The organism is Arthrobacter sp. Soil_C_49 (assembly GCF_057656635.1).
Map to the genome: position 1 here is coordinate 90,565 of NZ_JBDGJZ010000004.1, position 25,416 is coordinate 115,980.

Here is a 25,416-nt window from a genome sequence, read left to right on the forward strand (position 1 = left end):
AAGTTAGGCTTAGCGAACCTTCCTCCAGACGCACCGGACGCGGTGTGAATAGTCGATCGCTGTATTCTCATCCGTAAGCACTAAAACCCTAAGGAGATGCTTGTGGTTCGAGCGGAGAATGGGACGCTCGCGGGTGTTCTGGAAGGCAAGAAGCAGTACCAGGTTCCTCTGTATCAACGGGTGTACTCGTGGGGGAAGAAGCAGCTCGACCAGTTGTGGTCGGACGTCGTGGAGCTGGAGCGATCCCTTGGCGAGGATGCGAAGGCCTCCCACTTCATCGGATCGCTCGTGCTGGCGAGCAGTCCTGATTTCGGCGCGATCGGCGTCAATAAGTTCCTGGTCGTTGACGGCCAGCAGCGCCTGACCACTCTGACTCTTCTCCTGGCTGCACTCCGGGATCACTTGCTCGAAACCGGGGAAACTGAACGAGCTCGCGGTATCGATGCCCAGTACCTCATCAACGTCTACGACCACGACAAGCCACTAAAGGTGATGCCCACACAGACAGACCGACCCGCCTATATGGCTGTTCTCAACCGTGCGCCTCAGGCCGGCGGTGAGGACTCTATAGGCGACGCTTACCGATTCTTCCGCTCGAAGATCGCAGCGGCTGACGATCCCGACGACCCACACGACCTCTATCTGCTCGAGGCCGCCGTCGTCCGCGGACTGGCGCTCGTCGTGGTCACGGCCGAACCGTCAGACAACGCACACCGCATCTTCGAGTCCTTGAACAATACCGGCCTTCGCTTGACACAAAGCGATCTGCTCAAGAACTACCTATTCATGCGGCTCGGTGACCGCGCAGAAACCGTCTACGACAACATATGGCTTCCACTAGAGAAAAAGCTTGACTCTGAAAACCTCGAGTTGTTGTTCTGGCTCGACCTCGCTCAGCGCGACGAACGGGCAAAACAGTCTGATACTTACGTAGGACAGCAAAAGCGGCTCGAGAAACTCAAGACCGTCGACCAGGTTGAGGCCGAGGTAATCCGTATAGCCGGACTGGGCGAGGTGCTCGCCACGATTCTCAACCCTGCTGAGGAGAAACACACCGAAATTCGCAGGCGCCTCACCAGGATAAAAGCGTGGGGCTCGACAACTGCATATCCCGTGGTGATGCAGATCCTCGCCCGACGCGCTGCCGGCACCGCCGCCGATGATCAAGTGATCCGCGCTCTTACATGCCTTGAGTCGTACTTCGTGCGGCGGATCGTCATCGGCCGCGCCACCGCCAGCTTGAACCGGACACTGCTCCAGGCTGTCGGCGCGATCAGTGGTGCTGAGGAGATCGACGTGGCTCTACGCGACTACCTGTCCCGGGGCCGGAAGTACTTTGCAACCGATCAGCAGGTTCGAGAGGCAGTTCAGACTGTTGCGTTTTACTGGCAGGGCCGCGGACCTCAGAAAAAGCTCATCCTGCAGTGGCTCGAAGAGGCCTACCGTCCGAAGGAGGTCCTAGACCTCGACCCACGGCACTTGACTATCGAGCATGTTTTGCCCCAATCTATGACTGAGTCGGTACGGGAAGCGTTCGCAAAGGGTTTCGACTCAGACGCAGACATCGATTATGAGCATGAGCGCGTCGTGCACACCCTGGGCAATCTGACTCTCAGCGGGTACAACAGCGAGCTCAGCAACAAGCCGTTCCACGAGAAACGGGAGTTGCTGGCTAAGAGCGGGGTTTCGATGAATCGAGCGATCGCTGCCCACGCCACCTGGGGTGCCAATGAGATCAACTCGCGCAGCGTTGAGTTGGCAGAGAAGATCATCGATTTGTGGCCTGGACCCGACGAAAGCATTATTGCTCTGGGCGAGGAGCCGTCTGCTCTGCGCAGCCAAATTGCTGTGGTCGTAGCCGAGATCCCGGCTGGCCGATGGAGCTCCTACGGGGATGTCGCCATCGTGGCGAATACGTGGCCACAGCCACTGGCTGCGGTGCTCGCCAACTACCCAATAGCGAACGCTTGGCGAGTCCTGCAAAGTGGCGGAACCATCTCGCCTGGTTTCCGCTGGCTCGAGTCCGGCCGCGATGATGACCCACGGGCCGTTCTCGAGGAGGAAGGAATTAGCTTCGATGCCGAAGGACGTGCGGACCGCGGCCAATTCATTGGTGCAGAGGAGCTTGCTAACGCCGCCGGTCTCGACGTCGACGAGGACGTGATCTCCGCACGGCGCAACAGGGTGAGCAGTCAAGCTCGGGTGGGAAACAACGTGGCCCTGAAGAACGCACAGCTGGACTTCTTCGAGCGGGTACGCAACTACGGGCTGAGAAATGCGACCAACATTGGAACTTGGCGCAAACCCTTACCACAAAACTGGTACGACGTGAGCCTCGGAGATTCCCGTGCGGTAATCTCACTCTCGGCCAACTCCCAAAAGAAGCTCGTCACCGCGCAGTTTTGGATCAATGACGACAAAGGTCTCTTCGCGAAGTTGCTGGCCCAGCGCACTGCCATCGAAGCCGACCTAGGGTTCGAGGTGGAGTGGGACGACAAACCCGACCGCAAGGCGTCCAAGCTTGTCAGCAGACGGCCCGGCGACTTCCTTGATGAGGCCCAGTCTCAAGAACTTGTGGAATGGCTCGTGGCTAGGGCCGACACTTTTGCGCGAGTCTTGTTGAAGTACCTGCAAGACGGAGGTTTGCATGGAGTCTTGGGAGACCAACCTGTTTTAGAGTGGTGACCGGACGGGGCACACCGGTCCCCGGCAGAACGGGCATGAGCTAGGAGGACTCGAGCCCCTTGCTACTTCTTCCGCACCTTGTTTATTACTGCCGCTACTTTGCGGTATGCCTCTTTGGCTTCGGGGCTTGTTGCTGCACGATAGATCTTCTTGCCGTCCGCAAGTAGTTTCCCTGCCTTAGCTTGCGTCTCAGGGTCCTTGGCAACAACGTAAACTTTGGTGGCGGCAGCTTTTGCCTTCTGTCCGCCGTCCCTAATTAAGGCTGCGGCTTTGTCTGCCTTTCCGGCCATAATCTGCTCCGTATCAGTGGTGGCTTGTCTAATGAGATGAACATGCGCAAAGCCCGTGGACGCTTTGCGCACAGGCAGCTTAGGCGGCGACGGCTGGGAAAACGACGAGTGATCCGCTGCTGTTCCGTTCGATCTCAATTGCTACGTCGTCCTGGTGGCCAGTTACCTGTAGGCCGTCGCCCAGAGCACGAAGGCGGTATGCGGCCTGGAGTAAGTGGTCTACCTCGCCCGGCGTGAATGCCGGAAGACGGAAACCACCGTCGCGCTTCACTTCGAGCGCGGAGAGCCGAAGCAAAACCAGGTTGACCCCTGACTCCAACTCGTCGGTGCCACGCCCGTCGTTATGAAGCGTCCCGATGAAACTCTTGAAGGAATTGCCAGTGTCCTGCTGGGCGTGCTCGACTGCTTGAAGAACAAGCACCCGGCGCTTAAGTGCTATGGCCAGACGTGCAATTTCCAGGTGGGCCCGAAAAGTGCCACCTTCTTCGGTGATGCCGAGGAAGGACTTTTTCAGTTCACTCACTTCGACTGCTCCCTCGGGCAGCGCATCCAGCGCCGCCTCCCACTTCTTCAGCCGCCGGCGAGTGGCAGCGATCGCCGTATTGATGGCGTGCACGGAGGAATCCAAGCCGAGCGAGAAGCCGATCCGGCCCTTGTCAAGAAGGATGGAGGTTGCTTTGTCGATTGCTTCACGACAACCGTCCAATTCGTTGCGTTCCTTATCGAGGTTGTCCTCGTGTAACTGCTCCAGGAGGTCGGTGATGCGCTCGATTGCTTGCTGCCGCTGGTATTCAGCGTGAGCACTGACGCTGACTGCTACAGCCATAAGCACAAGTGGCGCGGCCACTGTTAGAGCTCCGGTACCGGCAACCGCTACACCTGCTGCCCCTGCACCCGCCGCTGCAGGTGCAACACCCGCTGCACCTGCAGCGGCGGCCTTACCAGCAACAGGTACAAACGTGGCCGCACCTACGATTCCGGAGGAGTCAACCAAGGCGCCATGGATACCTCCTGCAACTCCTTTGGCCGCCATGGGTCGAACAAGTCCTTTGCCGACCTGCGCGGCAACCTTTGCCGGTACGACCATCCGATAAAGCACGTCTGCCGTATCCGCAACGTCTAACTTCTCGGGAGCTGACTTTGCAGTCTTGTTTACCAGCTCGGCTAGCTGCCTTGCGAGCGGGCTTGCTGCATCAAGCGGGAGCCCGCCCTTCCGATTGCGGGTCGGTGGCATAGAGTGCATCTCGAGTGTGGCGATGGGGGAATCCGCAAGTGCTGCCAGGGCTGTTCTTAGTTCTGCAAGGCGAGCCGATGTCATGCCCTCGTGCCCCAGCACGTCCGCTACGCTTACGGCCTCAGTAGCTAGTGTCCACACCGGCACGAGTGCCCTGTTGTCAGTACTCACGTTTGGTCCCCTCATGACATTGCAGTCCGCCTTAGGCGGTCGTGCGACGCCGCTTGCGTATCGAGAACGTAGTCCTTGCTCGATTCTCACCCGGTCGCTATCGTCCCACATTGAGGTAAGGATTTATGAAAGTGTCGTCGGCATAACCTTGGGCGAGTCCCGCTACACTGATCCTGAATCGACCAGACATCGCTTTCTGGAAGGCAACCAACAGGAACGGAACCCGAGCCGTTTCAAGGCAAAAGAGGTCCAGTGTCCGAAGCTAAATCATTTAAGCCCGTAGCGCTCATTGCATCAGTAGTGGCCGTGCTACTGGCTGGACTGCTTGTTGCGACCGTCCTTGGATACGGCCCGCTTTCGACCAAAAGCGAGCGGAGCCAGACGGTGCTGTTGAAATCAGTCAAGGAGGTGAGCCAGCTCCATAGTGCGATCGGTACCTATGAGCTGGTTGTCGACACCGGGGACGACGATACGAGTATGCCCGACTTTATCTCCGGACGGCGGGCGCTCTTTGTCGCCGGCGGCACGGTCAATGCTCATATCGATCTCACAGGTTTGGCCGAGGAGGATCTGACGTTGTCTGCGGACGGCAAGTCGGTGAAGGTGCGACTCCCGGAGGTGCAGCTGGACAAGCCCAACATCGACCACAACAAGTTTCGCGTGTACAGCCAGGATCGCGGCGTGGTTGACCGGATTGTTGATGTGTTTGAGGCGCCGCAGCAAGTGGAACTGCTCAGGCTTAGCGAAACCAAAATTGCTGCCGCTGCCGAGTACTCCGAGTTGCGTGCGCGAGCTGCGGAGAATGCCAAGGCGACGCTTACCAGCCTGTTCGGTTCGCTCGGATACCAGGTCACCTTTGAGGGCGGCACAGGTGGCTAGGTAGTGCCGCTGGGTCCTTTGATCCAAGCCACGCCACGCGCAACTAACCGCTATTGGGGACGGCTCGGTTGGGGGGGCTGAACGACCGAGAGCGGATGAAGCACGGAAGGCCAGATACCGCGGATCGCCGTGTCCCAGCAGCCGGCGCAGGGCGTCCACGGCCGCAAAATCCCCGCCGCTCATATCGGTATACAGCCAGCGAATAATTAGCCCGGCGTCCCCGCTGGACCTAACCGCGGATGCGACGGCCAGGTCCAGCTGATCCCGCAGCAGCTGCACGGCATGAACGCCAGACCGACTGAGCAGGGGAGCGTTGTACGCCTCCAGCTCTTCCGGCGCATCGTCAGCGGCACCCACGTCCCGTCAGCAAACACCGCGGCAGGCCGGTCTCCCAGCAGCTCTAGGGACGTAAACGGCAACACCAGGCCAGGGGCACCCCGCCTGGAGGCATGCACGGCAGACGAGGCACCCAAGGCGGCGCCGCCGTCGGGCATTCCCAGCAGCGACTCCGCCACCCGCACCGCGCGCCGCACCATCCTCAGCATGTCCGCGCTGATGGTGTCCAGGGGTCCCGACACGTCCAGCACGCCCAGCAGCCGGCCGGTGGCCGGGTCTGTGATGGCGCAGGTCCTGCAGCGCCGGCATCACCTGCTGCAGCCGGTGCTCCCGCCGCAGCTGCAGCACCTCGGACGGATCGTGCAGGTGCCGCGGGCTGTGCTGGTCGGGGCGGATGCCCAGCGCCATGGACCGGCGCCACGACTCCGCCAGCGGTGTAGGGATCTCCGGGCGAGTGACACCGGAGATGACCAGTTCGTGGGCGCGGCGCAGCGCACGCGGGTACTCGCCGGATCCGAAAACCTCAGGCCGTAGTCCACAGTCTCCTCCTCACCGCTGGCATCCTTGCCGGCAATGCGACGATTTCTCTGAGCTTTACCGCAGCATTAGATCAAGACCGTATTCGCGCGTGAAATCCCGTGAAAAGATTCATGCAACTTACGCTTCAAAGACAGTTGGGGGTCTCAACATGAACATGCTCGTCGGTCTGAATTGGCAAATACCAGAACTACAAAATGTGCGCATCGAGCACAAGGTGTGCTGAAGACCCTCGATTTCCACTCAGCCACTCCAGCTGCCTAGGACCCTCACTCCTTCAGCCGGGCCCTGCGCAGGAGGTCTAACCGCGCTCTGCGGTAAGGCGGGTCGGTCCCGACGCTGCGCAGTGACGGGCCCAGCGGCGGGTGATGGAGGGTCGGCTTTATTAGCTATTGATGACTTGCCGTCAACATTGGGTCTGCGGACCGTAGCGTCGCCAAGAAGCTCAGAATCCACAAAGGAAAAGAATGAACACACCCCCTGGATGGTATCCGCAATCAGACAACCCAAACTGGCTTCGATGGTGGGATGGTCGACAATGGACAGACCAGGTTCGCCCCGCGGAACCACCTCAAGCTTTTGATCCACCCGCGGCCGGTAAAGCTCAGTCTCCTCCTGCTCCGCTTGCTTATCGACGCAAGTCTGGTTTTGCCATCACAGCGGGAATCTTGGTTCTGTGTGGTTTCCTTTTCTTCTCCAACTTGGTTCTTGCCGTCCCCAGCTTCGTGGGAGCCGTCGTCTTTGCTGTACTCGCCCTCAACAAGCAACAGGGGCGCCGCAGGCTATCCGTCACCAGCCTCTGCGTGGCTCCGCTGGCGCTCATAGCTACCCTGATTTGGGCTATCGCGGGGGGAGGCCCCCGCACTTCTGAGGCCGTGAGTGCATCCTCGAAACCGACGGTGGTTATTGCTTCGGATTATTCTGCAATTGGTGAACGTGATTTAGCCCTGATGGCTAAGGAACCTAACTCGTATGAGGGCAAGCGCGTGGTGGTCTTTGCCCGTGTGACGCAATTCGATTCTGCTACTGGCAGCTGCAAATTTCTGGCCAGTAGCGCAGCAACGCAGGAAGAAATCATCAGGTCGTTCGGAAATAATGCTGTTTTTAGCGGTGGGGCCGGGGGTGTCAATTGTGACCAACTAAAGGATGTAGTGGAGAAAGACGAAGTCAGAGTCTTGGCAACGGTACGAGGTTCGTATACCTATGATGCCCGCATAGGTGGCAGCCTGACAGTTCCCGAACTCCGTATTGATCAGATCGAACTTATGAAATGACGGACGCATGGCTTTTGGAGGACCCGGACACAATCATCGCGAAACGCTGTCGGGACCTGCATCCAATGTCTGAGGCTATGGATACAGTTGCGTTCATGGGGACGTCAGGGTTGCTGGAAGAGCGGTTCGTCGGCGACATTGAAGGCAAGTTCTTCATCCCGGCGTATCAGCGAGGATATCGGTGGGGCGTTGACGAGGTTACTCGTCTCCTTGACGATGTTGCGGAAAGCCGTGCGCAATCGTCCTACTATCTGCAGCCCATCGTTGTGAAACGTATGGCCGACGGTCGCTGGGAACTGGTGGACGGCCAGCAGCGACTCACCACGCTGTTCCTGATCCTGCAGGACATCCGCCGGTCCTTACCATCAGTGATCGCGCGATACGAGCTTGAATATGAGACTCGCTTCGGAAGCCCGGATTACCTGAAGGACCCGGATGAGGCCGGAAGCAGGCGGAACATTGACTTCTTCCACATACACCAGGCTGCTTCGACGATCAGGTCGTGGTTCGCGGCGAGGGGAACAGGCGAGATTCAAGCGGCCATCGACTTCTACACCGATCTTTCGCGTCGTGTGAAAGTGATCTGGTATGAAGCCCCCGAGACGACGAATTCGACTGATTTGTTTACACGCCTCAACATCGGTCGCATCCCGCTTACGGACGCTGAACTCGTCAAAGCGCTGCTGCTGACCCGTGCCAAGGCGTCTCCGGGTCGGGCCGATCGGTCGCAGGAGGTCGCCGCGCAGTGGGACACATTCGAGCGCGATCTCCGCACCCCCGAGGTCTGGGCTTTCGTCACCGGCCACGCGAACAGTCAGGCGACTCACATGAGCCTGCTACTCGACACGCTTGCAGGCGGCCCGACAGGACGGGAGCGTCCGCTTTTTCACACGTTTGTGACGCTGCGAGCCGAGATCGACACAGAGCACAGATCGTTCTGGAACCGAGTCGTTGACCTCCACTCTCTGATCCTCGGTTGGTTTGAGGACCGAAACCTGTTCCATAAAGTCGGGTACTTGGTCGCTACGGGAACCCCCTTCAATTCGCTCGTCCGGGCTTCGAAGGGTGCAACCAGGAGCAGCTTCGAAAAGACGCTCGACGATATGATCAAGTCGAAACTGGCCCTGACGGATACAGCTCTATCCGGCCTGTCCTACGAGAGCGCGGTGGGACGGGAAAAGGCTTCGCAGGCGCTGCTCCTGATGAACGTCGAAACAATACGCAAAATGAAGCATTCCTCGGAGCGCTATTCATTCCGTGCGCATGCTGCTGGCACGTGGTCATTGGAGCACATCCATGCACAGAATGCCGAGGCCTTGAATACGGCCGAGCAATGGTCGAGCTGGCTCCGTCTGCATCGTGACGCTTTAGTCGGCTTGCCGGTCGACGAGAAACTTCGTCGCGACATTATCCATCGGATCGACGACGCGATCCCGACGATTAACAGGGAAACGTTCCGGAAGCTGGAGCGCGAGGTCAACTCGATTTTCTCGTCTGGTGATGAGGGAGCGGAGGGTGATGTGCACGTCATTGACAACCTTGCTCTTCTTGACAGCCGGGACAACAGCGCACTGAGTAATGCCGTATTCGAAGTAAAGCGGCTCGAAATACTTCGCAGGGACCGCGTGGGCTCCTATATCCCCGTCTGTACACGGAACGTGTTCCTGAAGTACTACACAGACGAGAGTGCGCAGCAGGTCCATTTTTGGGGGGCATCGGATCGTCGCGCGTACCTCGACGCATTCCGCGCCGAAATCGGCGCGTATCTGACGGAAGAATCGAGCGAAGCATGAGTACCCCAAGTCGGTTTACGACATTCACCGGCCTCTTCTCGCCCGACGAATCGAATGAGATTCAAGCGATCGAGATCCCGATGATTCAGCGGGATTACGCGCAGGGCCGCGAAAGCCTTGCTGTCGAGGAGATCCGTAATAACTTCATCGACGTTCTGCACTTGGCTGTCTCCGGCGAGGAACCAGTTCCAGTCCACCTCGACTTCATTTACGGTGAAGTGAAGTCTGGTGTGCTGGAGCCGCTCGATGGTCAGCAGCGGCTCACAACGTTGTTTTTGCTGCACTGGTATCTCGCATCTCGAGCGGGAGAGCTCTGTTCCACCCAGTCCTGGGCGAAGTTTACGTATGCAACTAGGCCGAGTGCCCGGCTGTTCTGCGAACGGCTTGTGATGTCGCCGCTGCCAGACACCGTTAACCAGCCTTCTGCATGGATTATTGATCAGCCGTGGTACCTTTTCGTCTGGCGCCACGATCCGACCATCCAGTCCATGCTTGTCATGGTCGACGCAATTCACAAGCAATTTCGGACGACGGATGCCAAGGTGGCCTGGGACAGGCTCATAGACCCAATAAAACCGGCGGTTTCCTTTCTCTTGCTCGCACCGCCTGACATGGGCTCTGCTGCGGATCTCTATATCAAGATGAACTCACGGGGGAAGCCTCTGACTGAGTTCGAGAACTTCAAAGCCCATTTTGAGAGATCCATAGAGTCCACCGACCGCGCCGAGGAGTTTGCGCTCAAGGTTGATGGCGCGTGGTCAGATCTGCTCTGGGGGTTCCGCGGCGACGACGACCTGGTCGACGACGAATTCGTCCGCTACATCGACTTCACTACCGAGTTGTGCGAGTGGCGCGATCTTGACATCGACGTTCGTGAGCACCGTGAACCTCTCAGCCGTCGTACTGAGCGGGTGTTCGGCGCCGTCAATGCCAAGCGGACAGAGTCCTTGGACTTCTTGTTTAAGGCGTTCGACGTCTGGGCCGGCCGCGATGTTACCGACGTATTTAGTGGGCTCTTCAGGGATCCCACCGACCGCCAGGTCGGGTTTGAAGAGGATCGCGTGGCGCTCTTCTTTCGTGACCAGCGGACAAACTTGTTTGATGCCTGCTGTCGCACCTTTGGAGATACAAGCGGCAGAACAAGGGTCTTCACATTCGGGCAGAGCCTCCTGCTCTTTGCGGTACTCCGCCATTTGATGTCTGGAACAGACGCCATTCAGGCCCGGATTCGCGCCCTGCGTAATCTCATCGAAGCTTCCACGAATGAGCTGCGCGCCGACCGGATGCCTAGGTTGCTCCAGGACGTCGAACGACTTGTGCAGGACGGTGCCCTCGACGGAATTGACAGCTTCAACAAACAGCAGGTCGAGGACGAGGTGCTGAAGCGAGAGTTTCTGGCAGCAAACCCAGAGCTGACTCAGTCGCTGCATCGCTTGGAAGATCACCACTTGTTACGCGGGTCGATCGGCGCGTTCGAGCTAGAGCCGACGAAGTTCGATGCTCGGACCGACGCCTTCTATCGCCTGGCGGCTGAGCCTGAGTCCTGGCTCGATGCAACTGGTGCCCTCCTGGCGGTAGATGAGTATCAACAGACGACAAATAACAGAAAGTTTCAATTCGGAACAGGATCAAAGCGTTTCGAAAATGCATGGCGAGAATTGCTAACCGGCGCAGACCGTGAAGCACTTTCCCCAACACGATCCGCTCTTGCCAAGCTCCTGGATGCCATCAATGACGGTGACGACTTGAAGCTGACGCTAGCGGAAGTGCAATCCGAATGGCTCGCCCAGCGTGAATCGGAGCTCTACTTCGACTGGCGTTATTACATGGTGAAATATTCGGCCATGCGTGAGGGCGGCTCGGGAATCTACTACGCCCAAGGCGGACTTGGCTACTCGCTGTGCATGCTTCGTGGTGGTACGAGCACGCTCAATAGCAGGTACCGGGATCCATACCTCCTCGCTATTTGGCGTAATCTCGGTAACCTGGACGACGTCGATGACCCATGGTTCTCGGGACATGAGACAACTCCGCGATGGCTGCGACTCAGGCGCAGTCGGGTGGGGATTCGCTCAGTCTCAAGAGGGTTTGAACTGTCACGGCCAGAACCGGGTGAATTCGCGGAGCTTTACGATTCCCTCCGGCAAGAGCTCGGCGCGTCGGGGGCCGGCATCCTCGAGATCAAACAGATGGATGGGATCGATACGGTTGACCGAATCGCGATCGGAACTGAAATTGTGCGTCGGCTTCTTGACGCGGGACTCTGACCGGCAGGTCCATCGTGCATTTGAGTCGCGACCCGAGGTGTAGCTTGATGCTGCACCAGATGGCTTGCGCACTTCTGGACCTATCTGTGCTCGGGGCCGTGGTCCCCAAGGCTCGTCCATGAACGCAAACTGCTAGCAACGGCCGAGGTCTCGCTGCCCACGTCGCGTCACAGGCTTCGCCTGAAGGAATTCCTGTCCGCACTTGCGTGGGTAACGGTACAGCGTAGCGAACTGCTGGTTCGCGGGGCCGACCGTCAGCGCTTTCGCGGCACGTTGGCGCGAACATCAGCCGCTTGGGCGTCGTCTACCACCCATCTCTGGTATCTAGGATGGTCCGGGTATTTCTTCCGGAGATAATTTCGGACAACCAGTCCGGGGCGCTGCTCATCTGTGTAGCCCAGTTCGCGAGCGAGTTCGACGGGTGTGAATGTAGACATAAGTCATTCTAGGCACCCTGACAATTGACCTCTTCAGCAGACGCCAGGCCGGTGGTCACGCTAGTTGATGGTTTACAAACGGAGACCCCGGCGTATGAACTGCAGGCCAGCCAGCACATTCGCTGACCCTTATTGGTGAAGCCCTGTGGTTTGGCCTTGCCAGGGTTGGCGCGGTCGACGCCGCACTCGACCGCGGCAGGCCGCCGGCGTCCCTTCAGCTGGCGCTTGGGGCAGGAGGGGCCGCACCCGTGCGGCCGCCGCCTGACACCATGAAATAGCCCGCCGTCATCATGGCGAGCCCAAAGGGTATGGCCAGCAGGACGGCGGGGGTTTGCTCATTGGCGGCCAGCAAGGCGACGGTGCTGACCAGGAAGAGGATCCCGAGCCAGCGAGGAAAAATGCCTGAACGAAGAATAAGGACCCCGATCATCAGAAAACCTGCGATGACGGCCAGCATTCCGGGGACGACGAAGAATGCGCTTTGGATGATCTCGCCGGCAAACAACAGGACGAAGCCGGCAGCGGCGGTGATCAGGCCGGTGGTCGCGAGCTTCCGGCGTTGGCCGGACCGCCTGGCCAGCAGCGTCATTCCGGCGATACCGAACGGTCTGGATCGCGTATGCCAAATCATGGTCGATAAGCTCACAACCGTACGCCGAGCTAATCTCGGACACAGGATAGGGCGGATTGATTCAGAAACGATGGTGGCTGTTGAGCAGTCGTTCGCTGTCTTTCTCGGCCTGGCCCGGTAGCTGGGATACGGACTTCAGGCCTCCAGCTCTTCGAGCGCCCAGCCCCAGTTGATCAGTTCCTGCTCCAGACGAATATTCGAGCCATAGGTGCTGTTCCCCAGCGACTCGTATAGCGCCGCTTCTGCCGCCGTCAGCCTCGCGAGCGCCGCCCGCGAGGGCAATTCTTCCTTACCCCAAGCACCCCTGTGTGCAAGTAGGGTTCTCTCGTCCATCAGGACACTCTCCACGTGCGGATGGACGGCCCGGAGCTGATCGAGGATTCGGAAGCCGTGGGTGTCAATATCGCCCCAGTAGAGGACGCGGCAGCCCCGGAGCCAGGCGGCGCCCCGCAGGGAAGAGAACCCGTACCCGCCCCCATAAAGTGCGAGCGTCCGCGGGCGGTCAGGAAGCGCCAGGAAGTTCACCTGGTTTTCCGTTGCTATGACGGTATCCACTGCCAGCCGCAACCTACTGAACGCTTCGGCCGTCAAGGTGATGTCCCGGGCCCCGCAGAACTGGTCACTCTCAGGATCCAACAGACGAAACCTCACTAACTCCGGAGGGTGCAGGAATCCGTGCCGTCGAGCGAATCTCGCCGCAGGTGTCCTTCCTGCGCCGTTTTCGAGCCCCGCATCATAATTCGAGGACTCCAGCTCGTCCTCACCTGCGGACATTTCCTGGTCGCAGGGAGAAGACTCGACGGAGGCCAGCATCTGGTCAATAACCTGCCGGTGCCGCTCGACGAACTTCGTGTGCACCCCGGGCAGACCCAACTGGCGGACGTAGATGGCCGGCGCCGGGTTGTCCCGCAGCCACAACGCTACGCGCGCCGCAGTCACGGCGGCCGGTCCCAGTTCCAGGAGCTTCAGCGGCCGCCTCGCCGCCCAGTCCACCAGCTGGGGATCCAGTCCGGCAAGGCCCTCGGCCAGAGACTGAAGAGCGCCGCCCTCCCGTGACTTCCCAACAAAGGAGATCTCGTCCTCAACAGTGGCGAATACAGCCGCGGCGGGAACGGAATTGGCCCCCACAGTCCGCCGCCCGGTCTCTACCGTCTCCAAAGAGTAGGCACCTGCCCCCGAAAAAAGCTCGGACGCCCACGCGTGGACCGCCGCGTAATCGCTGAGCAGTTCTGCCGCCGTCGGACGCTTCAACGGACGGCGCCGGGGGTAAAGTCCGGTGGGCTCCAGCAGCTCCCGGAGGAGCGAACCGCTGCTCCACGCCTTCAGCGACAAGGCCCTGAGGTCCGCCATCGTGGTCCAGGATTCAGCGGGCATACTGCTCCTTCTCCGCGCGGTACTGCTGGATGGTCATGTTGCGCAGCTGGGAATCGTCACCGTTGATGTTCGCCACGAACCCCACATGCGAGACGAACGGCTCGATGACGTGGATCTTCTGCAGGGGAGTGACGATCAGCAGCTGCAGCTTCATCCGCTGGAACAGCTCCAACCCATACCGGGCGGACTCGTCCGAACCACGGCCGAACGCCTCGTCAATCACCACGAACCGGAAGCTCCTGCCGCTGCCGGCATTCCTGCCCGCTCCCTTGCCGGACCCCAACCCGAACTGGAACGCCAGGGCCGCCGCCAGGATGGTGTACGCTAGCTTCTCCTTCTGACCGCCGGACTTACCGCCCGAATCCGTGAAGTGCTCGTATTCCTCGCCGGTCTCCGTCCACTTCTCCGACGCCGAGAATGTGAACCAGTTCCGCACGTCGGTCACCTTCGCCGTCCATTTCCGGTCGAGGTCAGTCAGTCCTTCCCGGCCGCGGAACCTGTCAATCAGCCGCTCCACCTGCAGGTACTTCTGCTCGGAGTACTGATCGGTCCCGCCGATGGTCCCCTCCGAGCACGCCCGCAGGTCGCTGCCGAACTCCCGCACGTCCTGGTCCGTCGTGGCCTGGTGCTCCAGCTGGATGTGCCGGCCCGTGTTGTACGGAATACCGGCCAGGGACTGGTTGATCTCGCCGATCCGGTCAATGATGTTCTGCCGACGGCTGTCCAGGAACGCATTGAACGCCACCACCTCGCGGATGGTGTTTTGGTTCAGCAGGTCCTTGAACTGCTTCTCGAACCGGGGCAGGTCGTTGCCCACCAGCTGCTCCAGCAGCCGGTTGTAGTCCGCCGCGGCCTCCAAAGAGGCGTCGACGTCCGTGGTTTCGTTCGGGTACTTGTTGCGGAAGTCTGCCATCTTGGTGACGGTGCTCTCCCCTGCACGGGCGATCCTCTTCGACAGCGCGTCGATGGTGTCCGTCAACCCGTTCCGCACAGTGCTTTCTACAGCGGCAGTGTTCTTGTAGGTGAGCGGTTTGTCGCCGAGTGCTGCGTCGGTGAGGCGTCCAACGGCGGCCAGCACCCCCGCGTCGTCAATCACCGGCGTATCGACAAGGATGGCCCGGCACTCCTCAATTGCCTCGGCGATGTCTTTAGCGGCGCCCTGGTTAGTCCCGATGTTGCGTTGGTTCTTTTCGGCCCGAGATTCAGTTTGTTCGAGTCGCCGGGAGATTTCTTCCTTCGTGCCCATGAGCTGTTGCAGGACGTCGCTGGTGGTTTCCAAGGCCCGCTTTTCCGCCTTCAGATCCTCGATGGTGCGGGCCGTCGCCTGCCAGCTGATCTCACCGAATTCCGTGACGGAACCCACCACACCGAGCTGCCGGTTGTGCCGGCCCAGAGACCCCATCTCACCGTTGACACGGTCAAGCTGCCCGGCCACAACCTTCAGCTGGCCCTGTACCCCATCCAGATCGGCGCGGAACCCGGCGATCTTGTCATGGTTGTCCCAGCCCAGCACGTAGTTGCGCCGGTCCGCCAGGTCCTTGCGGTCGTCCTTCTCATGCCGGCCGCGCCCGCCTTTGAGCTGACCGTTGGCAGTCAACGCCTTGGGGTACCGGCGGAAGTCGGCCAGGTTCTCGCAACAGAAGTAGTCAAACCGGCTGCTGAGCTCGTCCTGTAGGAAGTCCCGGAACGGGGTGCCCTGCTTGATGGCGATCTTCGCCGCCAGCGTCCCCGGCTCGGCGGCCCTGGGCGTGTAGGACTCGCCGACCCTCAGGTACACCAGCCGGCCGCGAAGGTTGTTCGCATCCACCCAGCTGCTGACCGCGGCATAGTGCTCTGCGGGGACCAGGAGCGAGAGGGCAAACCCGTGGAGGATCCGCTCAGCAGCGCCCTCCCATGCGGCCTCGCCTTCGCGGACCTTGAGCAGCTCGCCCACGTAGGGCAGATCGCTGTCCGTGATCCCGATGCCTTCGCAGAGCCTGCGGCGGATATCCAGCTGGGGGAGCGGAATCAGGTTGCGCCGGGCCTGCAGGCTGGTGAGCTCGGCTTTGATCTCCCCGGACCTGGCCTCGAGCCCTGCCTGCTGGATGGACAGCGTGGTGCGCGTTTCATGCAGCGCCTCGGAGCGCGCCGCCAAGTCCCGTTCCACCCCGGCGAGCCCCGCCCGGTTCGCGTCGAAGAGGACACGGTCCTCGGGGGCCTGCAGGCCAAGGTCCGATGCCGCGGCCGAGTAGGCCTCGAACCGCTGTTTCTGCTCGGCCGACTTGGCAGCCAAAGCGGCAAGTTCGGCGTCAATCGCGGCGAGCCGTCCGCCGCCGTTGGTGCGGATGTCATCCTCCACCCCGGCCAGGACCAGGCGCAGCTGCTTGATCTCACGGGTCAGCCGGTCCGAATCCTCCTGCAGCCGCACCCCGGTGCGATCCAGCTCGGCCTGGTGCTCCAGGCTTAGCTGCAGTTTTCGGTCCGTGAACCACGGATGCAGCTGGTCGCGTTGTTTGCGCGCCAGCTCATCGTCGGCTGTCAGCGCGGCATGGAGTGCGGCGCCCTCCGTGATGGGTGTCAGCAGGGCGATCTGGTCCTTGGCCCGGAGGACGGCGTCGTGGGCTTTTTTCAGGTCGTCGAAGTGGTGGATCAGGTTGGTGATGCGGGTGGCGACGTCATCCTCCTCCAGCATGTTGCCGCGGACGAACGAGGTGATGTTCTCCACCTGCTTCATGGACACCGTGCGGTGGAACAGCTCCATGGCCTGGTTGCCGCTGATCCCGAACTGGCGCTTGAAGGCCGCTGCGTACGGATCGAAGGAATCCTGGACCGACACACCGGCGGCGCGTAGCTTCTTCTTCAGCTTCAGCGGGTCCTGGCCGAAATTGCTGAAGTCGGCAGCGATGGACTGGTCCGCTTCCGCGAGCGAGTAGAACCGGTTGGGCTGCCCCGCCTCCTGAGTAGCCCACAACGTGATGCCCAGCGTGACCCACTTGCCGAGCACGGCGTTGTGGAAGACGCCCAGCACCACCGTCAGCTGGCCGGTGGCGCGCAAAGGTACCGGCTTGGAGTACTCTCCACCGGCGCTCCGGGCGCTCTTGTGGAACCCCCGGACGTACGACATGAGGGAGCGCTCCTTCTTCTGCGCCCCTGCGGCCTTGTTGTACTCGATTTTGTGCGCCGGAAGCAGCAGTGTGGTGATCGCATCCACCACCGTGGACTTCCCCGAACCGATGTCGCCGGTGAGCAGGCTGTTCGCCCCGTCCAGTCGGAACGTGCGCACCCCCTGATGGAAGGTGCCCCAGTTGAGCAACTCCAGGCGGTGCAGCCGGAAGCCCGGGGGAGTGCCGCCGTCGGCAGCTGTTTCATCCAGACTGAAGAGGCTGTCCTGCAAGTCCGTGGCCGGTTCCGCCGTCACAGGTCCTCCCCGATTTCTGATGCCGTCCCGTGCCCTGGTTCGCGTGGGCCGGCGGCCGGCTCACCGGCGAGCGTGGCGCGGTAGTCAGCCAGCCGCGCGTCGAACTCTTCCAGCCACTGTGCATCCACGTACGCCTTCAGGATCCGTGCCACCTCGTACGTATCTGCCTGCCCCCTGAGCTTGCGCAGGAAACCGAGCTCCACCACTTTCTTGATGGCAGCCCCCAGCCGGTCAATGATTCGGGCCTCGTTGCTGGATTCGGGCAGGAACACCGAGACCATGTCCGCGATTTCCTGCTCGCTCATGATGAGCCGGATCTCGCTGCTGTTGATGTCGAACTCCATCATGCGCCGGCGGAGCAGTGCCAGGAGCAGGCTGACGTTGAAGGTCAGGGAGCGGCGGGCGATGAGCCGGGGGAGTGTGCCGTCCGGATCATCCTTGGACCGCAGGAACGCGTAGCCTTCGGACTCGTCCAGGACCAGGTCCAGGCCCAGCACCGCCACGTAGTCGCGCACGTGCGAGGTCAGCCCGAGCAGGGACTGCCACAGCTTTTCGTCGTTCTCCGCGTAGAGCACGCCTTTGAAGAGCCGGGTGACGACGGCGGGAAGCTCCTCGGGCGTGCGGGTTTCAGTGTCAGCTGTGGCTGGGACGTTCATGCCGGCCTTCCGAAGATGATCTGTTCGAGGGTGGCTTCGCGGATGGAGCCGTCCGGCAGCTGCCAGGACAGGCGCTGGGACTGTTCCGGGTTGATGGTGGCCCAGTCCGATTCGGTGGCCAGCTGGTAGTACGCCACCACCTCCGCCAAGCCCTGGGAGAGGGGGTACGCTGCCGTGACTTCGGCGAGGGTGGCCTGCTCCGCCTCGGCCAGAATGGCGTCAATGTTGGCCTGCAGGCGTTCCTTGTCCACGAAGAACTGGCCGAACAGGGCCGAGGCGTCCACGTCGGCGTCGTCGGCCGTTTCGACGGCGTCGTCCACCAGCACTTTGCGGGTGGGCTCATAAAGGGGCCGTTCAAAGGGCAGCACCACGTCCACGGATGGTGCGTCAATTTCCATGAAAGCGCCCGACGGCGGTGCCTCCCGGGTGCCCAATGCACCGGATTCAATGCGGCGGATCAGCTGCATGATGCGTTTATTCTCAAGGAACACCTTGTCGTCCAGGAGTCGGCGCATTTGCTGAGAGAGCTGGCGGACCGTGGCCTGAGTCTGTTCAACGGCGGGAAGCCAGTCCTGGTGGAGGTTGGCCAGCGCGTTCAGACTGTCCGTTTTGGCCAGGGCTTCGATCCGGGTAGCGCGCTGAAGCAGATCCTGCAGTTCGGTGCGGAGCTGGGGCGACATCAGGTAGTCCCAAAACCCCTGGAAGGTGCGCCCCTGGAGGGAGCTGCTGATGTCCTGCTGGTTGTCGAAAATCGACTCCAACAGTTCACCCTGCGTACCGTCCCACGTAGCGATCTGCTCGCGGACTTGCCGATCCAGCTTGCGGAAGTTCTGCTCCACCTCGCGGAAATCGGAGAGCAGGTCCTTGGCCAGGGCCGTGAGCTGCTGGAAGTGGTCCAACGCTTCCGGGCCGGTCATAACGCGGATGTTGCCCTCGCGGATCCGCTGCATCTCGGCGTCGATCCCGTCCCGCTGGCGCTGCAGCTCTGCGAGCCGCACCTCCGGGTCCGTCTCGGACTGCTGCACCAGCTGCTTCAGTACCGCGAAGATGCTGGTGAGCCTGGATTGGGTTGCGACGAAGTCCCGCCCGCGAAGGTTCTCCACCCAGCGGACCACGTCCTCCGCTGCCGCGGTGAGATCGTAATGGGGTTCGTCCTCGCCGGGGACGTAGTACTTCCGTAGCCATTGGCGCTCGTCGGCCGCCCAGTCATCAAGGTATTCACCTGCGGGACGGGGAAACCTGTCCCCGCCTTCTCTGTCCCTGAGTCCGAACAGCACGTCATCCAGGACGTCGATCAGCTCCTGCCGGCCCAGGTTGCGCTGGTTTGGACCCGTGAACGCGGCCATGAAAAACGTCAGTGCCAGGGGCGCGTTCTGGGCACGGAGCAGTGACCAACCTGCATGGTTTTCCCGCAGGGAATTGATGGCGTAGAAGTCCATTGGGGTCCCATGTTTGGTGCATCTCGTCGTCGAAATCACTCTAGGCGATGGCTACGACATAGTTCACGCACCGTTCCAGCTCAGACGCTCTATCACTTAAAGGCAGGTTTCGACGAAGGCTCTCGCACTTTGCAGTGCCCGGTAGCCGCCGCTATTCCTTCGTATCGTCTGGTTCAATGTGATCAACGTGTCCAGATGGGGCGCGCCCGCCACTGTGGACATGCAGAAGCTGGTGCTCAAGGAGATCGACCTGCGCGGCACCATCGCCTATGTCCGCGACCACCCCGCGGTGATCAGGATGATGCAGGAGGGCAAGGTGGACCTCAAGCCGTTCATCACCGGCCGGATGCGCTGGAGGACCTGGTGCAGCAGGGCTTCGACACCCTCATCAACCACAAGGACACCGCGGTGAAGGTGCTGGTGCACCCGTACGGGCGGGACGACGGCGGGAGGAGCTCCCGCCGTCGTCCGCCCTGCCGCATGGAAGTACGGGCGGCGGCGCTCGCCCCGGATGGCAGCTGCGGGACATTAGGGTCTTTCCCCCTATCCAGCAGGTGCCCGGGCGCGGAAGATGACCCTATGAAAAAACTCGTGCTGGCCGGTCTCACCGCTCTTGTCATGGTTGTTGGCACCCTGCTGGGCGCCGTGGTCCCGGGCAATGCCGCGCCCGGCCCCTCGATCACGGCGGGGCAGATCCTCGTAAAGTTCCGCGACAACACTGCGGCCCCGGGAGTCCTCCGCCCGCACGGGCTCAGTGACGGGCCCGGCGTCGGCAGCACGGGCGCGCACCTCATCACGGTGCCGGCCGGAAAGGAACTGCAGCTCATTGAAGCACTTAGCCGGAACCCGGCGGTTGAATATGCGGAACCGGACTATGTTGTCACTCCTGCCACAAACGACACCTACTTCCCGAGCCAGTACGCCTTGGAAAACACTGCACAACAGTTCACGAACACTGACGGCAATATCCCGATATCCGCAGGCACGGAGGACGCCGATGTGGACGCCGTGGAAGCTTGGACCGTCACGAAGGGCGGCGGGATCAAAGTTGCTGTCCTCGATTCCGGCGTCGCCACCGACAACCCGGACATCAATCCCCAGGTGGTTGCACGGGCCAACTTCACCACATCGAGAAACAACGAGGACAACTACGGCCACGGCACACACGTCGCCGGCATCGTGGCTGCCTTCGCCGACAACGGCATTGGCGTCGCCGGCGTGTGCCCCGGCTGCACCATCCTGGCTGGGAAGGTCCTCAGCGATACGGGGATGGGGTCCAGCTCAGGCCTCGCCAACGGCATCAACTGGGCCGTCAAGAGTGGCGCGAAGATCATCAACATGAGCCTCGCTGTAGGGGCCTCCACCACATTGCAGACTGCGGTCAATAACGCCTGGAACGCCAACGTGCTGCTCGTTGCTGCAGCCGGCAACGGAAACAGCACCACCATGATGTACCCGGGGGCCTACCCCAACGTCATTGCCGTGGGGGCAACCAACAACAGGGACGAGAAGGCATCGTTTTCCACCTATGGCACGTGGGTGGATGTCGCAGCGCCAGGGGTCAGCGTCTACTCCACCTTCCCCAACCACAAATTTGTCCTGGCGAGGGAATACAACCGCTCCCAGGGCTACGACATCGGCAGCGGCACGTCCATGGCTTCACCGATTGTTGCTGCAGTGGCCGCGCTCGCCTGGAGTGCCAACCCCGGCGCGAGCAATTCGACAGTCCGCGCCAAGGTGGAATCGAGCACAGACACCATTGAGGGCATCGGGACTTTTTGGAGCCACGGCCGGGTGAACGCAGACCTCGCCGTACATTGGTGACAACGCCAAGTAGGTTCGTCCTCCTCACGGAAGGCACGCCACTAGGACCTCAAGGTTCACTTCCGCCGTTCCGTAGCGGTGGTACAACGGGTTTCAAGAATGAACCAAGCAGACTCGTCGGCAGAACACCTGCCTAGGGAAGCGGCTGCCGTTCGCCGACACTGACGGAGGACGACGGCAGAACGTAGTCCCGACGTCGTCGTTCCAGACGTTGCTGCTGGGCCGGCGACGGAATCCTGGCACGCTTGGCGCGGTTGCACCGGGCGCACGCAGCGACGAAGTTCTGCAGGCTCGTGGAGCCACCTTTGGACCACGGATAGAAGTGGTCCCCGTGCTCGGCGGGGCGGCCGCACCGTCGGCCGAATCCGCTTTCCATCTCACACTGGCCACCTGCCCGGGCCATCCCCTCGCGGCGCTGCTGGCGGGTGAAGCGGCGTACCGGGTCCCGGCGTCGGACGTCCCGGGCGTTCATGACGGCGCCCACAATGCCCAGCACGACGACGGCCACGCCGGGGAGAGCGACCGCGGCGACGACGCTGTCCACCAGGCCGCGCAGAACCTCGGCGGCCGAGGACGGTGCCGTTCCGGCGACAAACGTTCCCTTCGGCATGAGCGCCGTCATCACGGCGCTGGCCAGCCACACCATCAAGGCTGAGTAGGCCAGGCGAAGGCTCTGTCGTGTCCAATAGATGCGGCCCAGTTCCTGCATCGTTCCCCCCATTTTCAGCTCGCGGAAGCCCCCGGTCCCGGATGTCTCGGAAATCGTATATCCAGGGCGGAGGCCGGTGTCCCAGGTTTAGCTCAGTTTTTGCCGAGGTTCCGCGTCCCCCTTGGGATTCTGCCCGTGACTCGTCAAACTTCCGCCACCTCAATCGGGTCCACGGATGCCCCGCCGCGGCAGCGCTGCCCCGGCGGCATCACTGCAGTCGGGGCCAGCCGTTACTCCACCGCGAGCTCCCCGAGCTTTGACCACCCGTCCACCTTGACGTTGACGATGTCCGGAGTCCGGGCCAGGTACGCCGGCAGCTCAGCCGTCGCCCGCTTGAAATGCTCCGACTGCACGTGCTTGCCGCCGGCCTCGTCGTCGCGGAACGCCTCGATCAGGATGTACGTGTTGGGGTCGGCCAGGGAGCGGGCCCACTCGAAGAACAGGCAGCCCTCCTCGGCGTTCGTTTTGTCAGTGAAATCCCTTGAAATCTCCGGCCACGCGTCGGCGTGCTCCGGCTTCACCGGGAATTTTGCGGTAATGAAGATCATGGGTCCTCCTTGGACGGATGGGAAGGATCAGGGGACCAGGATGGCGCGGCCGCGGACCTTGCCGGCGTCGAGGTCGCTGATGGCCTGCTGGAAATCGTCCAGCTTGTACTTCTGGGTGTGCAGCGTGACCGCGCCGCGGGCGGCGAGGGCCATGAGGTCCTGCAGGTCGTTGTAGGACCCCACGAGGTTGCCGATGATGTTGATCTCGGAGGAAATGATGTCGATGGTGGGCACCTTGATGTCCTCGCCGTAGCCCACCACGAAGTAGTCGCCGGCCTGCCGCAGCATCGCAATCCCCTCGGACGTCGCACCGCCCTCGCCCACGAAGTCGATGAGTACCTCGGCGCCGTTGCCGCCGGTGAGGGCTCGCACCTGTTCCACCTGCGAGCCGTCCGCAAGGACCCCCACGTCGGCCCCGATCGACTTCGCCAGCTCAAGGGCGGCCGGGTTGCGGTCCACCACGATGATTCGGCTCGGAGTGAGCGCCTTCAGCACCTGGATCCCGATGTGGCCCAGGCCCCCGGCGCCGATCACCACGCAGTTGTCCCGCGGCGTCAGCCTCTTGGCCGCCTTCGCCGCTGCGTGGTAGGCCGTGAGGCCCGCGTCCGCCAGGGCCGCCACGTCCGAGGGTTCCAGGGAATCGTCGATCTTCACCACGGACCGGGCGGACGTGAGGAGGTACTCGGCGTACCCGCCGTGGGTGTCGATGCCCGGGAACTTGCTGTTCTCGCAGTGCACGTCGTCCCCGGAGCGGCAGGCGCGGCACAGGCCGCAGGTGATCAGCGGGTGCAGGATCACCTTGTCGCCTTCCTTGACGTTGGTGACGGCGCTGCCCACGGCGTGCACCCACCCGGCGTTCTCATGCCCGATCGTGTAGGGCAGGTGCACCTGGGACTTTTCTGCCCACTGGCCCTCGAGGATGTGCAGGTCCGTCCGGCACACGCCGGCTCCGCCGATCCTGACCACCACGTCCCAGGCCCCGGCCACTTCCGGAATGGGCGCCTCGGTCATCTTCAGGCCTTCGTGGTAGCCAACCACCTGGATGGCTCGCATGGTGTTCATGGGTTTATCTCCTTGACTGTGAACGGAAGCAGGTGGCGGTGGTCGGCAGGCTCGGCTCCCTCAGGCCGGTCTGTCTGGTCGGCGCCGGAGCCGGCGTAGCGTGTCCGCAGCAGGCCACGGCAGAAGTGGGCATTCCCGTCAATGGAAATGCGGGTGGAGCGGGCCCGCCGCAACGCCATCGGCACGTTGTCGGGCGGGTAGGGTACGCCGTTATGGTCAACGAGGACGACGGCGGCAGGTTCCGCGGGCAGCCCAAGCGCCATCCGCCGTCGTACTAAAGCGTCCTTGGTCCGGCCCGCGGGCAGGTCACCCAGCCGCACCGTCCCCACGCTTTCTTCCGCCAGTGTGGTATCGGCCCGCAGCAGTTCGGTCAGGCAGCGCTCCATCGCGGCGGTGTGCGCTTTGCGGCGGAACGTCCACCGCAGCTCCTCCAGGCTGTGCTCGGCTTCGTTGCCGAAGGTGCCCCGGTACCCGGCGTCAGCCGCGAGGCCGGCATTGATCAGGGCGGAATCGTGGTGGTCATCGAGCTCAACCACCACCGCCGCCACCCCGGGCAGAGCCGAGATCACGTCCTTGCTGTCGGACGCCATCAGGTAGGCGAAGTTCGGCGAGCAGAACGACGTGGGCAGCCGCAGGTGCGCGGTCACCACGGCACCGGCCAGGGAGCTGGTGATCCCGAGGGAACGGACGAAGCCCAGATCCGTGATGGGCTCGTCCAGCTCCGGATCCAGCACGGCCCCCAGCGCCCGGCGGACGTCCTCGGCTGTCACCGCCACATCCCGGAGGGTGCGCTCCGTCAATACCGCCGTCATGCCGCGCCCGCCAGGTCGGCCCGTTCGGGCTGCCGCGGTCCTGTCTTTGTCTCGTCCGCGTTGGGGAGCTGGAGCTCGGCGGCCACCGGGATGTCGTACATTTTCGCCGCGTTCAGTCCCAGGATCTTTTTCTTCTGGTTCACGGTGAGCGGGGCGTACTCGGTCATGTCTTCCGGGATCTGGAAGTCAACGAACCGCTCGATCAGCCAGCGCGGTGACCAGATGGCGTAGTCGCTGGAGAACTGGATCCGGTCCTCGCCGATCCAGTAGATGAGCTCACCCATGATCTGGGCGAAGTACCGCGGCCGGGTGTGCATGAAGGGGATCGCGACGGCCAGGCCGCCATGGACATTGGGTTCCTGGGTGGCGATCCAGCAAAAGTCTTCCAGCCGGGGCAGGCCGACGTGCTCCACCACAAAGTTCAGGTCGGTGAAGTCGGAGGCGGCATGGTCCACGTCGGCGACGTCGAAAGCGTCCCGGTCCAGCGGGCGGACGGTAGGGCCCTTGTGGATGTGGATGTTCTTGATGCCGAGCTTGCGGCACTCCTCGAAATACCGGTAGGACCAGGGGTCGGAGAGCTTGTACCCGCGGGATTCGCCGCGCCATTCCGCGGTGTAGAGCTTCACCCCCTTGAACTTCATCTTCTCGTGGTCGGCGCGGAGCCGGTCAAGGCCCGCCTCACCCTCGCGGGGGTCATAACAGTGGTTGTACGTGAGCTTGCCCGGATTTGCCGCGGCCAGGTTGTACGCCTCCTCCACCTGTGCGAATCCGTTCTTGTAGAACGCGCCGAGGTAGGCCGGCTGGAAGATCGCGTGGTCCACGTAGCCGTCCTCGAACAGATCCTTCATGAGGCGTTCGCCGCCCTGGTAAAGGAATTCCTCGTAGGTCCAGTGTTCCTCCTCCGGACCGAGGTTGCGGTGATAGTCGTAGAAGCAATCGATGAACTGCTTAGCCTGGATATTCCGCTGGTTCTCCGGGCGGGCGTCCCACAACGCGACGTGCGCGTCGACGATGAAGTAATTCTCGCCATCTTTGCTGTACATATCGTTCTCCTCCCCGCG

20 protein-coding genes and 1 pseudogene are annotated in these 25,416 nt (G+C 61.8%); 9 read left to right on the forward strand and 12 right to left on the reverse strand.

The genetic code is table 11. The features are described 5' to 3' along the window. The first annotated feature begins 102 nt into the window (after positions 1-102). Positions 103-2,685 (forward strand): DUF4268 domain-containing protein, encoded by a 2,583-nt coding sequence (locus tag AC3A4Z_RS08610; protein ID WP_498711211.1) that lies wholly within the window; start codon positions 103-105, stop codon positions 2,683-2,685. 62 nt (positions 2,686-2,747) lie between these two features. Here the strand turns inward: AC3A4Z_RS08610 and AC3A4Z_RS08615 are convergent, their stop codons facing one another. Both AC3A4Z_RS08615 and AC3A4Z_RS08620 read right to left on the reverse strand, forming a co-directional pair. Next, entirely contained in the window at positions 2,748-2,975 is a 228-nt protein-coding gene (locus tag AC3A4Z_RS08615) for a hypothetical protein (RefSeq protein ID WP_498711212.1), read from the reverse strand. A 79-nt stretch (positions 2,976-3,054) separates the two neighbouring features. Continuing rightward, entirely contained in the window at positions 3,055-4,380 is a 1,326-nt protein-coding gene (locus AC3A4Z_RS08620; protein WP_498711213.1) for a hypothetical protein, read from the reverse strand. Positions 4,381-4,632: 252 nt separating this feature from the next. Here AC3A4Z_RS08620 and AC3A4Z_RS08625 point away from each other — a divergent pair, with 252 nt between their 5' ends. From AC3A4Z_RS08625 to AC3A4Z_RS08645, 5 genes are all read left to right on the forward strand, one after another. After that, positions 4,633-5,259 carry a DUF4230 domain-containing protein gene (locus tag AC3A4Z_RS08625; RefSeq protein ID WP_498711214.1) on the forward strand — a complete coding sequence of 209 codons (627 nt, stop codon included), beginning with the start codon at positions 4,633-4,635 and terminating at the stop codon, positions 5,257-5,259. Positions 5,260-5,541: 282 nt separating this feature from the next. Next, positions 5,542-6,129 carry a hypothetical protein gene (locus tag AC3A4Z_RS08630; protein WP_498711215.1) on the forward strand — a complete coding sequence of 196 codons (588 nt, stop codon included), beginning with the start codon at positions 5,542-5,544 and terminating at the stop codon, positions 6,127-6,129. Between the two features lie 470 nt (positions 6,130-6,599). Continuing rightward, complete coding sequence (locus tag AC3A4Z_RS08635) at positions 6,600-7,406, forward strand: DUF2510 domain-containing protein (protein WP_498711216.1); 807 nt, start codon at positions 6,600-6,602, stop codon at positions 7,404-7,406. Then, the gene (locus tag AC3A4Z_RS08640) at positions 7,403-9,199 is read left to right on the forward strand and encodes a DUF262 domain-containing protein (protein WP_498711217.1); all 1,797 of its coding nucleotides are present in this window, start codon (positions 7,403-7,405) and stop codon (positions 9,197-9,199) included. Before AC3A4Z_RS08635 ends, AC3A4Z_RS08640 begins: the two co-directional genes overlap by 4 nt. Then, complete coding sequence (locus tag AC3A4Z_RS08645; protein WP_498711218.1) at positions 9,196-11,466, forward strand: DUF262 domain-containing protein; 2,271 nt, start codon at positions 9,196-9,198, stop codon at positions 11,464-11,466. Before AC3A4Z_RS08640 ends, AC3A4Z_RS08645 begins: the two co-directional genes overlap by 4 nt. A gap of 651 nt (positions 11,467-12,117) precedes the next feature. Here AC3A4Z_RS08645 and AC3A4Z_RS08650 read toward each other — a convergent pair. Further along, positions 12,118-12,534 carry a hypothetical protein gene (locus AC3A4Z_RS08650; RefSeq protein ID WP_498711219.1) on the reverse strand — a complete coding sequence of 139 codons (417 nt, stop codon included), beginning with the start codon at positions 12,532-12,534 and terminating at the stop codon, positions 12,118-12,120. Between AC3A4Z_RS08650 and AC3A4Z_RS08655 the strand changes: the two genes are divergently transcribed. After that, the gene (locus tag AC3A4Z_RS08655; RefSeq protein ID WP_498711220.1) at positions 12,533-12,655 is read left to right on the forward strand and encodes a hypothetical protein; all 123 of its coding nucleotides are present in this window, start codon (positions 12,533-12,535) and stop codon (positions 12,653-12,655) included. The two genes, AC3A4Z_RS08650 and AC3A4Z_RS08655, sit on opposite strands and share 2 nt — an antisense overlap. Positions 12,656-12,669: 14 nt before the next feature. Here the strand turns inward: AC3A4Z_RS08655 and AC3A4Z_RS08660 are convergent, their stop codons facing one another. From AC3A4Z_RS08660 to AC3A4Z_RS08675, 4 genes are read right to left on the reverse strand one after another with little or no spacing between them, the layout of a single operon-like run. Further along, the gene (locus AC3A4Z_RS08660; protein WP_498711221.1) at positions 12,670-13,908 is read right to left on the reverse strand and encodes a Wadjet anti-phage system protein JetD domain-containing protein; all 1,239 of its coding nucleotides are present in this window, start codon (positions 13,906-13,908) and stop codon (positions 12,670-12,672) included. Then, positions 13,898-17,305, reverse strand: a complete 3,408-nt coding sequence (locus AC3A4Z_RS08665) for an ATP-binding protein (RefSeq protein WP_498711222.1) — start codon at positions 17,303-17,305, stop codon at positions 13,898-13,900. The genes AC3A4Z_RS08660 and AC3A4Z_RS08665 overlap by 11 nt, the downstream gene beginning before the upstream one ends. Beyond that, positions 17,302-17,961: a DUF4194 domain-containing protein gene (locus AC3A4Z_RS08670; protein WP_498711223.1), complete on the reverse strand. Its 660-nt coding sequence runs from the start codon at positions 17,959-17,961 to the stop codon at positions 17,302-17,304. Before AC3A4Z_RS08670 ends, AC3A4Z_RS08665 begins: the two co-directional genes overlap by 4 nt. Then, on the reverse strand, positions 17,958-19,400 hold the full coding sequence (locus AC3A4Z_RS08675; RefSeq protein ID WP_498711224.1) for a DUF3375 domain-containing protein: 1,443 nt from the start codon (positions 19,398-19,400) through the stop codon (positions 17,958-17,960). Before AC3A4Z_RS08675 ends, AC3A4Z_RS08670 begins: the two co-directional genes overlap by 4 nt. A gap of 178 nt (positions 19,401-19,578) precedes the next feature. Here AC3A4Z_RS08675 and AC3A4Z_RS08680 point away from each other — a divergent pair. Continuing rightward, positions 19,579-19,829 (forward strand): annotated as a pseudogene (locus tag AC3A4Z_RS08680) (2,3-butanediol dehydrogenase); the annotation flags it as partial. 150 nt (positions 19,830-19,979) lie between these two features. Next, the gene (locus AC3A4Z_RS08685) at positions 19,980-21,224 is read left to right on the forward strand and encodes a S8 family serine peptidase (RefSeq protein WP_498711428.1); all 1,245 of its coding nucleotides are present in this window, start codon (positions 19,980-19,982) and stop codon (positions 21,222-21,224) included. Positions 21,225-21,357: 133 nt separating this feature from the next. Here the strand turns inward: AC3A4Z_RS08685 and AC3A4Z_RS08690 are convergent, their stop codons facing one another. The 5 genes from AC3A4Z_RS08690 to AC3A4Z_RS08710 all read right to left on the reverse strand — a co-directional run bounded on the left by AC3A4Z_RS08690 (position 21,358) and on the right by AC3A4Z_RS08710 (position 25,398). After that, complete coding sequence (locus AC3A4Z_RS08690) at positions 21,358-21,933, reverse strand: HNH endonuclease (RefSeq protein ID WP_498711225.1); 576 nt, start codon at positions 21,931-21,933, stop codon at positions 21,358-21,360. Between the two features lie 230 nt (positions 21,934-22,163). Continuing rightward, on the reverse strand, positions 22,164-22,481 hold the full coding sequence (locus tag AC3A4Z_RS08695) for a putative quinol monooxygenase (protein ID WP_498711226.1): 318 nt from the start codon (positions 22,479-22,481) through the stop codon (positions 22,164-22,166). A gap of 27 nt (positions 22,482-22,508) precedes the next feature. Beyond that, positions 22,509-23,543 (reverse strand): NAD(P)-dependent alcohol dehydrogenase, encoded by a 1,035-nt coding sequence (locus tag AC3A4Z_RS08700; protein WP_498711227.1) that lies wholly within the window; start codon positions 23,541-23,543, stop codon positions 22,509-22,511. Continuing rightward, positions 23,540-24,355: an iron-sulfur cluster assembly protein gene (locus AC3A4Z_RS08705; RefSeq protein WP_498711228.1), complete on the reverse strand. Its 816-nt coding sequence runs from the start codon at positions 24,353-24,355 to the stop codon at positions 23,540-23,542. The genes AC3A4Z_RS08700 and AC3A4Z_RS08705 overlap by 4 nt, the downstream gene beginning before the upstream one ends. After that, positions 24,352-25,398 (reverse strand): amidohydrolase family protein, encoded by a 1,047-nt coding sequence (locus tag AC3A4Z_RS08710; RefSeq protein WP_498711229.1) that lies wholly within the window; start codon positions 25,396-25,398, stop codon positions 24,352-24,354. The genes AC3A4Z_RS08705 and AC3A4Z_RS08710 overlap by 4 nt, the downstream gene beginning before the upstream one ends. Positions 25,399-25,416: the final 18 nt, after the last annotated feature.

Bases quoted from the DNA above. Each gene is read 5' to 3' on its own strand.
- AC3A4Z_RS08700 (WP_498711227.1), bottom strand. From the start codon at position 23,543: ATGAACACCATGCGAGCCATCCAGGTGGTTGGCTACCACGAAGGCCTG.
- AC3A4Z_RS08655 (WP_498711220.1), top strand. From the start codon at position 12,533: ATGGTCGATAAGCTCACAACCGTACGCCGAGCTAATCTCGGACACAGG.
- AC3A4Z_RS08635 (WP_498711216.1), top strand. From the start codon at position 6,600: ATGAACACACCCCCTGGATGGTATCCGCAATCAGACAACCCAAACTGG.
- AC3A4Z_RS08650 (WP_498711219.1), bottom strand. From the start codon at position 12,534: ATGATTTGGCATACGCGATCCAGACCGTTCGGTATCGCCGGAATGACG.
- AC3A4Z_RS08645 (WP_498711218.1), top strand. From the start codon at position 9,196: ATGAGTACCCCAAGTCGGTTTACGACATTCACCGGCCTCTTCTCGCCC.
- AC3A4Z_RS08705 (WP_498711228.1), bottom strand. From the start codon at position 24,355: ATGACGGCGGTATTGACGGAGCGCACCCTCCGGGATGTGGCGGTGACA.
- AC3A4Z_RS08630 (WP_498711215.1), top strand. From the start codon at position 5,542: ATGAACGCCAGACCGACTGAGCAGGGGAGCGTTGTACGCCTCCAGCTC.
- AC3A4Z_RS08690 (WP_498711225.1), bottom strand. From the start codon at position 21,933: ATGCAGGAACTGGGCCGCATCTATTGGACACGACAGAGCCTTCGCCTG.
- AC3A4Z_RS08615 (WP_498711212.1), bottom strand. From the start codon at position 2,975: ATGGCCGGAAAGGCAGACAAAGCCGCAGCCTTAATTAGGGACGGCGGA.
- AC3A4Z_RS08670 (WP_498711223.1), bottom strand. From the start codon at position 17,961: ATGAACGTCCCAGCCACAGCTGACACTGAAACCCGCACGCCCGAGGAG.
- AC3A4Z_RS08660 (WP_498711221.1), bottom strand. From the start codon at position 13,908: ATGCCCGCTGAATCCTGGACCACGATGGCGGACCTCAGGGCCTTGTCG.
- AC3A4Z_RS08710 (WP_498711229.1), bottom strand. From the start codon at position 25,398: ATGTACAGCAAAGATGGCGAGAATTACTTCATCGTCGACGCGCACGTC.
- AC3A4Z_RS08640 (WP_498711217.1), top strand. From the start codon at position 7,403: ATGACGGACGCATGGCTTTTGGAGGACCCGGACACAATCATCGCGAAA.
- AC3A4Z_RS08695 (WP_498711226.1), bottom strand. From the start codon at position 22,481: ATGATCTTCATTACCGCAAAATTCCCGGTGAAGCCGGAGCACGCCGAC.
- AC3A4Z_RS08685 (WP_498711428.1), top strand. From the start codon at position 19,980: ATGAAAAAACTCGTGCTGGCCGGTCTCACCGCTCTTGTCATGGTTGTT.
- AC3A4Z_RS08675 (WP_498711224.1), bottom strand. From the start codon at position 19,400: ATGGACTTCTACGCCATCAATTCCCTGCGGGAAAACCATGCAGGTTGG.